Origin of the sequence: Dactylosporangium sp. NPDC005572 (assembly GCF_040605515.1) — a bacterium.
Lineage (GTDB): Bacteria > Actinomycetota > Actinomycetes > Mycobacteriales > Micromonosporaceae > Dactylosporangium.
In genome coordinates, this window is sequence record NZ_JBEXCY010000226.1 from 1 (window position 1) to 13,190 (window position 13,190).

Here is a 13,190-nt window from a genome sequence, read left to right on the forward strand (position 1 = left end):
GCGGTCACGTGGTCCTCGACCTCGGTGTCGTCGGTGAGCTGGTGCTTGGCGGCGCCGCTCGCCGCCCTGCACACCGTGGAGCCGGACGAGATCGGGCTGGGCGACCTGGGCCCGCGCCGTTCGTACCTGCGCCGCCAGCTGCACCGCTGGCGCTCGGTCGTCGCCGACGCCGCCGGTGGGGCCGCGGCGCAGGCCGCCGAGCTCGACCGGATCGCGCAGGACCTGGAGCGCCGGATGCCCCGCGACGACCGGTGCCGCGTCGTGCACGGCGACTACCGGCTCGGCAACGCGATCGTCGGCCCCGGCGGCGACATCCGGGCCGTGCTGGACTGGGAGCTCGTCACCCTCGGCGAGCCGCTGGCCGACCTGGGGCTGCTGGCCGCGTTCTGGGACCCGCCGGCCGAGGCGATGCTCGGCGTGCGGCTGGCGACGTCGGCGCCCGGCGCCGCCGGGCTCGGCGAGGCGCTGGCCCACTACGCCGGCCTCACCGGCGCCGGCCTCGACGACTTCGACTACCACTACCGCATGGCGTGCTGGCGGGTGGCCGGCACGGCGCTGCGGGCCCTGCACCGGTACCGGTCCGGGGTGATGGCCGACGCCGTCGACACCACGAAGTTCGTCGCCGCGTGCGACGCCTGGATCCGGCTCGCCGACGCACCGGCGCCCGGGCGCTGAGCCTCACTCCCCGATGAAGTCGGGCTCGGCGCGTTCGGCGAACGCGGCCAGCCCGATGCGTGGGTCCGCGGCGCGCATGTGCTCCACGGTCAGCCGCCGCTCGATCTCCAGGCCGGCGCCGAGGTCCGGTGCGGCCAGGCCCAGGCGGATCGCCTCCTTCATCCGCGCGGTCGCGACCGGGCTGCGCCGGGCGAGCACGGCGGCCATCGCCCGGGCGTGGGCGAGCACCTCCGCCGCCGGCCGCACCGCGTTGACGAGCCCGGCGGCGAGGGCATCGCGCGGTTCGACGGGCAGGCCGCTGAACATCAGCCACTTCGCCCGGCGCTCGCCGGTCAGCCGGGGCAGCCGCTGGGTACCGCCGCCGCCCGGTATCAGCCCGTAGACGGCGTGCTGGTCGGCGAGGCTGGCGTCGTCGGCGACGACGGCAAGGTCGCACGCCTGCATCAGCTCGAACCCGCCCGCGTAGGCGACGCCGTGCACGGCCGCGATCGACGGCAGCGGCGAGGCGGCGAGGCGCCCGAAGACCTGGTGCCAGTACGCCATGAACTCGGCCAGCAGACCGGAGTCGGCGACCTTGTCGTCGACCGCGCCGAGGTCCGCGCCGGCGCAGAACCCCCGGCCCTCGCCGCGCACGATGAGCACCCGGACGGCCCGGTCGCCCTCCGCGATCCGCAGCGCCCGCTCGATCTGGTGCAGCATCTCGCGGTCGATGGCGTTGAGCTTCTCCGGCCGGCTCAGCACGAGCTCGCCGACCCGGTCGTGCACATCGAGCCGGACCCGGTCCATCAGCGCAGCTCGGGCAGGACGTCGTGGGCGATCGTGTCCAGGACCCGGTCGCGGTCCTCCGGTGGCGCGGCGACCTGCAGGATGACCGTGCCCGCGCCGGCGGCGGCGAACTCGCGGATCCGGCGGGCGACCGCGCCCGGCGAGCCGAGCAGGAGGTAGCGGTCGGCGAGCGGCGCGAAGTCCTGCCGGTAGGCGGCGCTGACGTGGTCGATGCCGGTCCGCCGCGCCCAGCCGGCGTCCGGGTCGGCGCAGGCGAAAGCGAACAGGGCCGCTCCGACGCCGGACGGGTCGCGCCCGTGCCCGGCGGCCGCGGCCCGGACCCGGTCCAGCCCGGCCCGCAGCTGCTCCGGCGTCACCATGTACGGCAGCCAGGTGCGGGCGAACCGGCCGGCGCGGCGGATCGCGCCGTCCTTGCGGCCGCCGAGCCAGATCGGCGGTCCCCCGGGCTGCACCGGCGGTGGGTCGAGCGCGACGCCCTGCAGGCGCGTGTACGTTCCCTCGTACGACACCGGTCCGCCGCGGAACAGCAGGCGCAGCACCTCAAGGCCCTCGTCGAGCCGGCGGAACCGCTCGGCGGGGTCGACCCCGACGGCCGCGAACTCGGCCGGCGCCTCCCCGCCGGCACCGACGCCGAGCTCGAAGCGCCCCTGCGCGACCTGGTCGAGCGTCGCGGCCAGCTTGGCGACGAGGGCGGCCGGGTAGAGCGGCAGCAGGCTCACCGTGCTGACCAGCCGGATCCGCGTGGTCACCGCGGCGGCCGCGGCGAGCTCGACGAACGGGTTCGGCGCGACCTGGAAGAACAGGTGCTCGCCGCAGGCCAGGTAGTCGAAGCCGAGCGCCTCGGCCCGCCGGGCGTCGGCGGGCACGGACCCGGCGGCCCCGAGCGTCAGGCCGGCCTTCACGCCGCCACGGCTTCCCGGAACCGCCCGTTGAGCTCGTCGAGCAGGTCACGGGCGGCGGCCCCGGCGCGCGGCAGCCGCGCCAGGGTGCGGAAGTCGGAGACGCCGAGCGCCCGCAGCCGTGGCACGTCGGCCAGCACGCGCGGGAGGTCGAGGGCCCCGTCGGCGACGACGGTCGGCAGCGCGGCCGAGATCCGCACGGTGGCGAAGTCGCGGCCGTGCCGCTCGACGAGCGGGCGCATCGCGTCCCGCGCCGCGGCGAGGTCGCCGGTCCTGACGCCCCACGGGATCCAGCCGGCGCCGTGGGTCGCCAGGCGCCGGGCCACGGCCGGGATCGCCCGGCCGCCCAGCCATACCGGCACCCCACCGGGGTCGGTGGGCTTGGGTCGCATGTGGACGGCGTCGAGCTCGAACCCGCGCCCCGACATCGAGACCTCGTCGGTGGTCCACAGTGCCCGGCACACCGCGAGGGTCTCGTCGAGCACCCGGCCCCGCTCGGCGAACGGCACGCCGACCGCACGGTACTCGGCCTCCTGCCAGCCGACGCCGACGCCGAGCTCGAGCCGCCCGTGGGACAGCACGTCGATGGTGGCGGCGATCTTCGCCAGGAGGACGGCCGGGCGCAGCGGCGCGACGAGGACGTTGGTGGCGAGCCTGACCCGCGTCGTGACGGCGGCCATCGCCGCCAGCGCGGTCAGCGGCTCCAGCCAGTCCCCGTCGGGGCCGGTGGGCTGCACGCCGCCGGTGACGCCGCCGGTGGCCGGCTGTCCGTACGCGGACAGGTCGCGGCCGAAGACGAGGTGGTCGACGACGAAGATCCGGTCGATGCCGGCCGCGTCGGCGGCGCGTGCCTGGTCGAGGATGTGCCGCCAGTCGCCCGGGGGCTCGGCGGCGAAGTTACGGACGGCGACGGAAAGCTCCGGCTCGACAGGGTCTCCCACGGGTGCAGCATATGGCCGGCCGCATGCCGTAGCCAACCCAACGGTTGGTTTGTTATGTTGCCGGTCGACGAACCCCGACCCGGGATGAGGTGACCGTGCCGAGCGACCACGACGGCAGGACCGCGATCGTCACCGGCGGTTCCCGCGGCATCGGCCGGGCGATCGCCGGCGAGCTCGTGCGCGCCGGCGCCCGGGTCCTGGTGACCGGCCGCAGGCAGCCCGCGCTCGAGGCGGCCGCGGCCGAGCTCGGACCGGCCTGCCACTGGCGGGTCGCGCACGCCGCCGACCCCGCAGCCGCCGCCGACTGCGTCGCGTTCGCGGTGCGCACGTTCGGCCGCGTCGACTACCTCGTGAACAACGCGGCGGTGAACCCGCAGTGGGGCCCGACCATCGACGTGGAGCCGCCGCTGGTCACCAAGCTCACCGAGGTGAACCAGTGGGCGCCGCTGTACTGGACGCAGCTGGTCTGGCGGGCCGGCATGCGTGAGCACGGCGGCGCGGTGGTCAACATCAGCTCGATCGGCGCCCGCATCGCGACGCCGAAGACGGGCTTCTACAACGCGACGAAGGCGGCGCTGGACCACCTCACCCGGCAGCTGGCCGCCGAGCTGGCGCCGGCCGTACGGGTCAACGCGGTCGCGCCCGGGCTGATCGACACCGACATGGCCGCCGCCATCCCCGAGCCGGAGCGGGCCCAGCTGCTCAGCGGCATCCCGATGGGCCGCTTCGGCACGCCCGAGGACATCGCCGCGATCACCTCGTTCCTGCTGTCCGACCGCGCCGGCTGGATGACCGGCCAGGTGGTCGCGGTCGACGGCGGCGCGCTGGTGGCGCACGGATCGGCGGCCTCATGACGATCCGCGAGACGCCGTACCGCGTCGTCGTCTGGGGCCCGGGATACACCGGCGCCCAGGCCCTGCGCGAGATCGCCCGCCGCCCCGAGCTCCAGCTCGTCGGCTGCCTCGCCTACAGCCCGGCGAAGGTCGGCCGCGACGCGATGGAGCTCATCGGCGAGCCACCGATCGGCGTCGAGGTCGTCGCCGACCCGCAGGCGATCCACGACCTGGACGCCGACGTCGTGCTCTACGCGGGCATCGCGCTGCCCGACGAGACGTCGCGGCACGCGGAGATCACCGCGCTGCTGCGCGGCGGCAAGAACGTCGTCACGTCGACCGCGTACTTCTTCCCGTGGCAGCGCGGCGAGGCGTACGTCGCCCCGATCGAGGCCGCCTGCGCCGAGGGTGGCACGACCCTGCACGGCACCGGTATCCACCCGGGCTGGTTCGCCGAGCGGTTCGCGCTCACCGCGACCAGCCTGTGCACCACCGTGCACGCCGTGCACCTGCGCGAGATCTGCGACCTGAGCCATCACGCCGGCGACACGATCGCCGCCATCGGCTTCGGCCGGCGGCCCGAACAGCTCGGCTCGAAGACCCGCAAGACGCTGCTGAGCCGGTACTACTTCGAGTGCATCGCCGGGCTCGCCCACCATCTCGGCCTGCCGGTCGAGGAGCTGACGGCCGAGGTCCGGTACCTGCCCAGCACCCGGACGCTGCAGTGTGCCGGGGTGACGGTCGAGCGGGGTACCGTCGGCGCGCTCGACGGCGTGTGGAGCGGGCTCGTCGGCGGCGAACCCGTCATCACCGTCCGCGAGCTGTGGTACCTGGACCCGGCGCTCGTCGACGACGGCGTCGAGCTCGTCTCCGGCGACCTGTACGAGGTCGAGGTGCGGGGCCTGCCCGTCGACGTGCGCACCCGCGCCGACCTGCGCACCTCGGACGCACGCGACGTCTTCGGCGTCGACGACCGGCAGTCCGCGGCCAACCTGGCGACCGCCGTGCAGCTGGTGCAGACGATCCCGGCGGTCGTGGCCGCGCCGCCCGGCATCCTGCTCGCGCCCGGCTTCGCCTACCCCGCGGCCGACCTGCGCACCATCCCCGACGCGCTGGGGCGCCGGCCGCGGGTCATCCCCGAGACGATCCGCTGATCGGCACGCCAACCGGCCGGTCGGTCGGGTGAGTCAGTGCCGCAGGATCCCGTGCATGACGAAGTCGGCGAGCTCGTCGACCAGGGTCTCCTGCGCCTTGCGCCCGGCGGCCCGGAACCAGTTCGGCACGTAGGCGAGGATGCCGATGATCGAGTACATGACCATGTTGACGTTCAGCTCGCGGAACTCCCCCGCCCGCACGCCGGCGGACAGCAGCTGCCGGGTGAACTTCTCATAGCGGTCGATGCGCCGGCGCAGGTCGACCGCCTGCTCCTCGTCGAGGTGCTGCTCGACCCAGGGCAGCTCCTGGAAGAACACCACCAGCTCGTCCTGCTTGGTCGAGACGTGCTCGACCTGCAGCCGGATCAGCGCCCGCATGCGCTCCGCGGCGCTGCCGGTGCGCGGCACCCGGCCGATGAGCTCGAGGGTCGCGTCGACCTGGTCGGACAGCAGCTCGTAGAGGATGGCGCTCTTGGAGGGGTAGTAGTGGTACAGCGTCCCCTTGTTGAGCCCGACCGTGTCGGCCAGCAGATCCATGGAGGCCGCATCGTAACCGTGCGCGCGGATGAGGCGGGCCGCGGTGGTCCGGACTTCAGCGCGTCGTGATGGCCGAGGCAACCTGTTCCCTTCGCCGGGGTTCCTTCGCCGGTTTCGGATGAATGATAGGGGCGGCCGACCCATGACGCGACGCGGAGTGCAGAAACGTCACCGCCGCGGCGCGGAGCGTGACAGCGCGACTCGGCGCACCTGACGGCGCCGGCCTTCATCATCTTAATCATATAGCGGATATGACCGGACTCGGTTAGCATCGGCACATGCCCAGCGGCCTCGTCCGGACGTTCGACGACGACGGAACTCGCACGGTGACCCTTCATCGCCCCGAGAAGCGCAACGCGTTGTCCCGCGCCATGCAGGTCGAGCTGTGCGATGTCCTCGCCGCGGCCGACCAGGACGCCACGGTCCGCGCGGTGGTGCTCACCGGCACCGATCCGGCGTTCTGCGCGGGGCTCGACTTCACCGACCGCGACCAGTTCGCCGACCGGTACGGCAACCAGTTCCGCCACCACCCGGCCCGCGCCCTGCGGGCCATGCGCAAGCCGGTCGTCTGCGCCGTCAACGGGGCGTGCGTCTCCGGTGGCCTGGAGGTCGCGCTCAGCGCGTCGTTCATCGTCGCCTCCGACCGGGCCTCGTTCGCCGACACGCACGCCCGCCTCGGCGTGGTGCCCACGTGGGGCCTGACCGCCCTGCTGCCACGGGCCGTCGGCGTGCGCCGGGCCCGGGAGCTGTCGGTGACCGGACGCACCGTCCCCGCCGCCGAGGCCGCGGCGATCGGCCTGGCCAATCATGTGGTACCGCACGAGCAGCTGCTCGCCTTCACCCACGCGCTGGCGCGTCAGGTGCCGCCGACGACCGCCGTGCGTGACGTCCTGCGCCTCTACGACCGGGCCGAGGCGGCCGCGGTCGCGGCGCCGCTGGAGACGGAGTGGGCCGTCATGCTGGACCGTCCGTTCGACGCCGAGGCCTTCGCCGCCGCCGGCCGCGACGTGGCGCGCCGGTCGTGAGCATCCGCTTCACGCCGGACGAGGCCTGGGCCTTCGTCGAACGCGCCCACACCGGCATCCTGACGACGCTGCGCGCGGACGGGTGGCCGGTCACGCTCCCGGTCTGGTTCGTGGTGCTGGACCGGACGATCTGCTGCACCACGCCGGCCGGCACGAAGAAGGTCGCCCGCGTCCGCCGCGATCCCCGCGCCGCCTTCCTCGCCGAGTCCGGCCACGCCTGGGCCGAGCTGGCCGCGGTGCACCTGACCGGAACCATCGCCGTCGTCACCGACGAGCCGACCGAGTCGGCCGTGCGGCAGCTGTTCGAGGCGAAGTACGCGCCCTCGCGGGTGGCGCCGGGCCGCCTGCCCCAGGTCGCGCAACGCCACTACAGCGACCAGGTCACGCTGCGCTTCACGCCCGACGACCGGATCCTCAGCTGGGACAACGGCCGCATCGCCCTGCGCGACTGACGGCCCCGCCCCGGCTACACCGTCGGGTCGAACGCGACGTAGGGCTCCGCGGAGGTGTGCGGGTCCAGGCTCGGGCTGACGTCGAGACCGGCACCGGCCAGCGCGCCGAGTGCGTCGGCCACCGAGCCCTCGACCTCGTAGATCGCCAGGTACCGGAACTCGGCGGTCTCGTCCGGCTCGGCCAGGACGTAGCGGCGCGCGGCGACGAAGCCGGGCAGTGCCAGGATGTCCGGCACGTGCTTGTTGGTGTACCACTCGTTGTACTCGTCCTCCCGGCCGTCCACCGGGTTGGTTCGTACGACCAGGATGGCCTTGCCCATGATGTGACCTCTCCGTCAGTGGTTGCGTTCGGCGTGGGGCTCGTCGACCGGCTTCAGCTCGGTGATGGCGTGCACCGGGCAGTCCAGCAGCGCGCGGCGCACCCCCACCTCATGCTCCGACGCGATGTTGCCGGCCCCGATGAGCGACACATAGCCCCAGTCGTCCAGCGAGAACGTCTCCGGCGCGTAGATGGCGCACTGCCCGAAGCCGTCGCAGATGGTACGGTCCAGCTTGATCTTCACCGATGTCTCTCCTCGGCTCGTGGCGCAGCGGGGGATCAGCTCCGCGGGGGCAGGATCACGGCGAACGGCGGGTCGGCGACCCGTCGTCCGGAGTCGCAGAGGTCGCACAGGCCGTGCAGATGCCTGGAGACGAGGTCGGGGAACTCGCGCAGCAGGCTGGCCGCGACGTTCGTCGCGCCGTCCAGCGTCCCGCACGCGCCCCGGCCGCGCAGGAAGGTCGACCAGCGGGTCAGCCGCTCCATGTCGTCCGGGCCCGCCCGGTGCTCGACCAGGGCGTCGAGCACGGCGCTCATCGCGGCGGTGCCGTTGAAGCACGAGCCGCACTGGCCGGCGTTCTCCCGCGCGAAGTAGGCCAGCACCGCGGCCGACACGGCGACCGGGCACGTGTCCCGGGAGATCACGCCCACCGCGCCGCAGCCGAGGCCACTCTCGACCGCCCGCAGCGAGTCGTAGTCCAGCGGGACGTCGAGGGCGTGCGGACCGAGGACGCCGGAGAAGTACCCGCCCATGAGCACGCCGGCCACGGAGCGGTGGTCCTCGCCCAGCCAGGACAGCACGCTGCGGAGGGTCTCGCCGAACGGGATCTCGTACAGCCCGGTGGCGGCGCACCCGGTCAGGGTCAGCAGGAACGTCCCCGGCGACGCCGCCGTGCCCGCCTCCCGGTAGCCGGCGGCACCGAGGCGCTGGATGAGCGGGAGGTTTGCCAGCGTCTCCACGTTGTTGACGAGTGTTGGCCGGCCGGCGACGCCCTCCTCGAAGGGGCGCGGCGGCTTGTCCATGGGCAGCGCCGGGCCGCCGTTGAGCGCCCGGACGACGGCGGTCTCCTCGCCGGCGACGTAGGCCGGGTCGACGACGGTGACCATGACGTCGGCGTCCCAGACGCCGGCGCCCGACAGCTCCTGCACGGCCCGCCGGACGCTGGCGGCGCCCGCCTGGTCGGACACGTACACGTGCACGTCCTCGGAGCCGGCCATGAGCGCGGCGAGGCGCAGGCCGTCGAGCACGAGATGCGGCCGGTTGCGCAGCAGCCACCGGTCCTTGACCGACGCCGGCTCGCCCTCCTCGCCGTTGGCGACGACGACCGGGATCCCGCGCCCGGTCCGGACGGTCTCGATCTTGCGGCTGGTGGGGAACGCCGCTCCGCCGCGGCCGCGCAGCGCGGCCGCCTCCACGGCGTCGAGCAGTCGCTCGGCGTCGTCCACCGCGGCGTACCCGCCGGTGGAGCGGTACTGCTCAAGGTCCTCGCGGGCGGCGACGCCGGCTACCAGGCGGGCGCCGACCTCGGGAAACGTCGCGACCTTCGGCGCGACGTGGGCGTCTGCGGTCAGGCTCATGGGGCTCCTCTGTCGACCCGGGATTCGATCCGGACGTACCTGCCGAGGTCGGCGGTGCGCCGGCCCCCCGGCGTCAGGGGGCCGGCGGTGTTCGTGTGCATCGGTGCTCAGGCGGTGACGATGACGTCGTCACCGTCGACCCGCACGGGATAGGTGCGGATGCTCCACTCCGGCTTCACCGCGGTCGTGCCGGTCGCGAGCTCGAACCCCCACTGGTGCCAGGGGCAGTAGATGAACTCACCGTCGCGGATCTCGGCCGCGCCGCCGGGGCGTTCGTCGTCGACCACGGTCTGTCCGTGGGTGCGGCCCCCGCACAGCGGCCCGCCCTCGTGCGGGCAGTAGTTGGCGATCGCGTAGTACTTGCCGTTGACGTTGTAGACGCCCACGCCGTACCGACCGATCGGCACGACCTTGGACTGGCCGGGCGCGATCTCGTCGACGGTCGCCACGACGTGCTCCCGCCCGCGGGCCAGTGGGGCCTGGACCTTCTCCCGCTCGCGCATCTAGAACGGCCGCTTCTGCCCGGGCAGCGCCGGAACCGTGCTCGGCAGGCGGAACAGGTCGATGGCGTTCTGGAACATGATCTTCTCCCGCCACTGCTCGGGCATGTGCTTGGAGACCCACTGCGGGTCGTCGAACGTCCAGTGTGGATAGTCGGACGAGAACAGCAGGATCTTGTCGGCCTCCATCCACTCCAGGGCGTTCGTCAGCTCGATCTTGTTCTCCGGGTAGTCCAGCGGCTGGGTGGTGAACCAGATGTGGTCCTTGACGTACTCCGACGGACGGCGCTTGAGCCCGTTCTCCGGACCGCGGGCCTTGTAGATCGCGTCCATGCGCCACATCAGCGGCAGGATCCAGGTGAACGCGTGCTCGATCAGCACGATCTGCAGCGTCGGGAAGCGGTCGAACACTCCGTCGAAGATCAGGCTCGACACCTGGTTGGCGGCGAGCATCGAGTAGGTGACCATGAGGTCGTGGTTGTAGGTCATGAACCCGACCGGCGACATCGGCAGCTCGTTGTGCTGGCCGCGGCCGAGGTGGCAGGCCACCGGGATGTTGTGGCGGGTCGCGGCGGCCCAGATCGGGTCGTACTTCGGGTGGCCCCACGACGGGCGCGGCTCCGAGCTGATCAGTACCTGGGACATGTACGGGTGGCCGGCCCACCGCTCGATCTCCCGCGCGCCGTCCTCGGGCATCTCGATCGCGGCGACGATCGAGCCCCGGTACCGCTTGTGCCAGTTGTTCTCACTGTCCAGCCAGCACTTGTCCTGCCAGTCGTTGGTGGCGACGGCGAGGACGTGCTGCTCCTCGTCGGTCTGGCCACCGCCCCCGGTGAGCGGGCCGAGGATCGCGATGTCGCAGCCCGCCTCCAGGATGAGCTGGCGGAACGTGAGGGCCGGGTCGGAGCCCGCGAAGTTGCCGTCGTCGGGGAAGGTGTCGGTCCGCATCGCGAAGGCGTGGTTGTAGTCCGGCGCGTCGTAGTAGACCGGGTTGCCGGCCATCTGCTTGCGCAGTTCGAACCGGGCGCGGTACGGCTCGGGGATGAACTGCTCGAGTTCGCCGTAGCGGGGCGTCGGGTGGACGTCCGAGTCCACCACCCGCACCTCGACCTGCTCGGTGCCGGCCGTGCGGGCTTGCTGGATTTCGACGGTCACGATGGACTCCTCTCGTCCTACGTGGTGGCCGGGGCGGTCGCCCGGATGCCGTAGAGCTCGGCGGCGTTGCCGCCCAGGACCTTCGCGCGCTGCTGCGGGGTCCACGCCGCGGGGAGGTCCTCGCGGGTCACGGTCTGCCACGACGGGTAGCTCGACCCGAACAGCAGCATGTCCTCCTTGCCGGTCATCCGCAGCCACTCGTCGGCGAAGTCGGCGTCGCCGGGGCCGTCGAGCAGCCCGTGCACGAAGTAGGTGTGGTCGGGCAGGTAGGAGCTGGGGATGTTCGGCGACCACGGGGTCTGCTCGAGGTGGGGCCGGCCGAAGGTGTCCATCCGCCAGATGAACGGCGTCAGCACGTCGGCGGCCCCGTCGGTCCAGACCACCTTGAGGTCGCGGAACTCGTGGAACACGCCCTCGGCGATCATGTTCAGCAGGTGCCAGACGAAGGTCATCGGCTGGTAGGCGGCGAGGTGGGAGAACGTCCGGGTGATGCCGGACGGGGTCGGCGGATGCGTGATCCCCACGCCCATCTCGATGTGCACCGCGACCGGCAGCCCGGCGTCGGACGCCGCCCGCCAGAGCGGTTTGAACTGCGGCCGGCCGTACGGCACCTCGGTCTGCATCGGCAGGCCGATCTGGACCACCCGCGGGTGGTCCTTCCAGCGCTCGATCTCCCGCACGGCGCTGTCGATGTCGCGCGGGTTCACCCGGATCGTGCCGCGGAACCGGTCGGCGTAGGTGCCGGAGTCGAGCCACCGCTCGACGAGCATCTGGTTGGTCGCGGCGAGGATGGCCGAGCCCAGGTGCCAGTCCGGCAGGATCGAGGCGGCGGTCATCGGGTGCAGGATCGCGTAGTCGAAGCCACGCTCCTCGAGGACGACCCGGCCGACCGCCTCCGGGTCGGACCCGGGGTGGGAGCGGTCCGGGTTCGCGGAGCCTTCGACGTAGCGCGGGCCGGGCGGGGCGAACCAGGCCACGTCGACGTGCGGGTAGCCGCGGCTCTTGAACGGCTCCCGCAGGTACGTCCGCAGGTCGTTGTCGGACGCGAAGAAGACGTGGACACCGGCGTCGATCAGAGGCCCACCAGGATCGGTCATGGTTCGCTCTCTTCCATCAAGTTCGATCGACGAAGCAAATTATTGCTCCGATTGCATGCTAGCCGAGACCCCCGGCGGATGCCAGGTCGGCGACCCGTTCGTGCTGGCCGGGGCTCATTCGTCCACCTCGTCCACGAAGTGGAGCAACGGTTTGGCCGCGTGGATCCAGAAGTCGAAACCACGCCGCCCGGGCCGCTCCCACGCGTCCTCGGGCCACGGCGGCTCGATCAGCCGGGAACCCCTGATCAACGCGTGCACCTCCAGCGAGGTCCGCTTCGGGTGGTCATGGTCCTTCTCCCCGCCCCGGATGATCAGCGTCGGTACCGCGATCTGCGCGAACTCGTAGTCCGGCACACCCGGAATCGCCTCGTTCGGCTTCGGGATGAACGCATCCAGCCAGCGCGTCATCACCCGCTCGAACTCCTCGTCGCCGATCGCCCGCAACCGGCCCGCGTTGCGCGGGTTCACCGCGCACAGGTCGGACCACGAGCCGGCCGGCCCGGACAGCCGGACCACCGCCTCGACCCCGCCGGCCCGGACCGCCCGCAGCTCGGGGATGACGTAGACGCCGGCGAGGCTCATTGTGCTGAAGGTGCCTCCGACGATGCACCAGACCGCGAGCCTGCGGACCTTCTCGGGGTACATCATCGTGAAGACGATCATGTCGCGGGCGCCGCCCGAGCCGCCCACCGCGACGACCCGGTCCATGCCCAGCTCGTCCAGCAACAGGCCCAGCGTCTCGGCCCGCATGTGCGACTCCGACCGCCCGAACAGCTGGATGTCGGAGCCGCCACAGTTGGGCCGGTCCCACAGCAGCACCCGCTTGCCGCCCTCGGCCAGCGCCTGCGCGAGCGGGCGCACGCCGGGGTAGTCCTTGCCGAACCGGCCGCCCGGGGTCAGCACGAGCACCTCCCCGTCCGGCGGGCCGATCAGCTCGTACACCACGACCCCGCCGTTGACCTCGACCTCCGCCACCGTCCCGCTCCTCGCCCCGTGCCTACTCGTCGATGAATTCCAGCAGCGCGGGCACCGCCTGCACCCACGGGTCGAAGAGGCTGCCGCGGCCCTCGGTCGTCGCCCGGACCGCCTGCTCCCACGCGTCCTCGGGCCACGGCGGCTCGATCAGCCGGGAACCCCTGATCAACGCGTGCACCTCCAGCGAGGTCCGCTTCGGGTGGTCGTAGTCCTTCTCCCCGCCCCGGATGATCAGCGTCGGTACCGCGATCTGCGCGAACTCGT

17 protein-coding genes are annotated in these 13,190 nt (G+C 72.7%); 5 read left to right on the forward strand and 12 right to left on the reverse strand.

The window, feature by feature from the left end; all coding sequences use genetic code 11:
- Positions 1-675: phosphotransferase family protein (locus tag ABZS66_RS52065; RefSeq protein WP_354770731.1), on the forward strand; the 675-nt coding region annotated here is incomplete at its 5' end.
- Between the two features lie 3 nt (positions 676-678).
- Here the strand turns inward: ABZS66_RS52065 and ABZS66_RS52070 are convergent.
- Genes ABZS66_RS52070 through ABZS66_RS52080 form a run of 3 tightly spaced genes read right to left on the reverse strand, consistent with a single transcriptional unit; the run spans position 679 to position 3,301 of the window.
- On the reverse strand, positions 679-1,461 hold the full coding sequence (locus ABZS66_RS52070) for an enoyl-CoA hydratase/isomerase family protein (protein WP_354770733.1): 783 nt from the start codon (positions 1,459-1,461) through the stop codon (positions 679-681).
- Positions 1,461-2,363, reverse strand: a complete 903-nt coding sequence (locus ABZS66_RS52075; protein WP_354770734.1) for an LLM class flavin-dependent oxidoreductase — start codon at positions 2,361-2,363, stop codon at positions 1,461-1,463. Before ABZS66_RS52075 ends, ABZS66_RS52070 begins: the two co-directional genes overlap by 1 nt.
- On the reverse strand, positions 2,360-3,301 hold the full coding sequence (locus ABZS66_RS52080; protein ID WP_354770736.1) for a TIGR03619 family F420-dependent LLM class oxidoreductase: 942 nt from the start codon (positions 3,299-3,301) through the stop codon (positions 2,360-2,362). Before ABZS66_RS52080 ends, ABZS66_RS52075 begins: the two co-directional genes overlap by 4 nt.
- A gap of 95 nt (positions 3,302-3,396) precedes the next feature.
- Between ABZS66_RS52080 and ABZS66_RS52085 the strand changes: the two genes are divergently transcribed.
- Together ABZS66_RS52085 and ABZS66_RS52090 are read left to right on the forward strand one after the other, a co-directional pair.
- Positions 3,397-4,155, forward strand: coding sequence for an SDR family oxidoreductase (locus tag ABZS66_RS52085; RefSeq protein ID WP_354770738.1), 759 nt, complete (start codon positions 3,397-3,399; stop codon positions 4,153-4,155).
- Positions 4,152-5,288, forward strand: coding sequence for a hypothetical protein (locus ABZS66_RS52090; RefSeq protein ID WP_354770740.1), 1,137 nt, complete (start codon positions 4,152-4,154; stop codon positions 5,286-5,288). The genes ABZS66_RS52085 and ABZS66_RS52090 overlap by 4 nt, the downstream gene beginning before the upstream one ends.
- A 33-nt stretch (positions 5,289-5,321) precedes the next feature.
- On the opposite strand, the gene ABZS66_RS52095 is transcribed toward ABZS66_RS52090, so the two are convergent.
- Positions 5,322-5,969: a TetR/AcrR family transcriptional regulator gene (locus tag ABZS66_RS52095; RefSeq protein WP_354770742.1), complete on the reverse strand. Its 648-nt coding sequence runs from the start codon at positions 5,967-5,969 to the stop codon at positions 5,322-5,324.
- Positions 5,970-6,103: 134 nt separating this feature from the next.
- On the opposite strand from ABZS66_RS52095, the gene ABZS66_RS52100 reads away from it, so the two are divergent.
- Complete coding sequence (locus ABZS66_RS52100; RefSeq protein WP_354770744.1) at positions 6,104-6,850, forward strand: enoyl-CoA hydratase-related protein; 747 nt, start codon at positions 6,104-6,106, stop codon at positions 6,848-6,850.
- The gene (locus tag ABZS66_RS52105) at positions 6,847-7,302 is read left to right on the forward strand and encodes a pyridoxamine 5'-phosphate oxidase family protein (RefSeq protein WP_354770746.1); all 456 of its coding nucleotides are present in this window, start codon (positions 6,847-6,849) and stop codon (positions 7,300-7,302) included. The genes ABZS66_RS52100 and ABZS66_RS52105 overlap by 4 nt, the downstream gene beginning before the upstream one ends.
- Positions 7,303-7,316: 14 nt before the next feature.
- Here ABZS66_RS52105 and ABZS66_RS52110 read toward each other — a convergent pair whose 3' ends face one another.
- The 8 genes from ABZS66_RS52110 to ABZS66_RS52145 all read right to left on the reverse strand — a co-directional run.
- The gene (locus ABZS66_RS52110; protein WP_354770748.1) at positions 7,317-7,622 is read right to left on the reverse strand and encodes a DUF4286 family protein; all 306 of its coding nucleotides are present in this window, start codon (positions 7,620-7,622) and stop codon (positions 7,317-7,319) included.
- A gap of 15 nt (positions 7,623-7,637) precedes the next feature.
- A complete protein-coding gene (locus ABZS66_RS52115) occupies positions 7,638-7,865 on the reverse strand; it encodes a ferredoxin (protein WP_354770750.1) in 228 nt (75 codons plus the stop codon).
- Between the two features lie 35 nt (positions 7,866-7,900).
- On the reverse strand, positions 7,901-9,199 hold the full coding sequence (locus ABZS66_RS52120; RefSeq protein WP_354770752.1) for an NADH-ubiquinone oxidoreductase-F iron-sulfur binding region domain-containing protein: 1,299 nt from the start codon (positions 9,197-9,199) through the stop codon (positions 7,901-7,903).
- A 107-nt stretch (positions 9,200-9,306) separates the two neighbouring features.
- Complete coding sequence (locus ABZS66_RS52125; RefSeq protein ID WP_354770754.1) at positions 9,307-9,702, reverse strand: Rieske (2Fe-2S) protein; 396 nt, start codon at positions 9,700-9,702, stop codon at positions 9,307-9,309.
- Complete coding sequence (locus ABZS66_RS52130; protein WP_354770756.1) at positions 9,703-10,854, reverse strand: amidohydrolase family protein; 1,152 nt, start codon at positions 10,852-10,854, stop codon at positions 9,703-9,705.
- Between the two features lie 17 nt (positions 10,855-10,871).
- Entirely contained in the window at positions 10,872-11,951 is a 1,080-nt protein-coding gene (locus ABZS66_RS52135) for an amidohydrolase family protein (protein ID WP_354770758.1), read from the reverse strand.
- Between the two features lie 114 nt (positions 11,952-12,065).
- Positions 12,066-12,926 carry an alpha/beta hydrolase gene (locus tag ABZS66_RS52140; protein ID WP_354770760.1) on the reverse strand — a complete coding sequence of 287 codons (861 nt, stop codon included), beginning with the start codon at positions 12,924-12,926 and terminating at the stop codon, positions 12,066-12,068.
- 22 nt (positions 12,927-12,948) lie between these two features.
- Positions 12,949-13,190 (reverse strand): hypothetical protein (locus ABZS66_RS52145; RefSeq protein ID WP_354770762.1); only part of this gene is annotated, 242 nt, incomplete at its 5' end.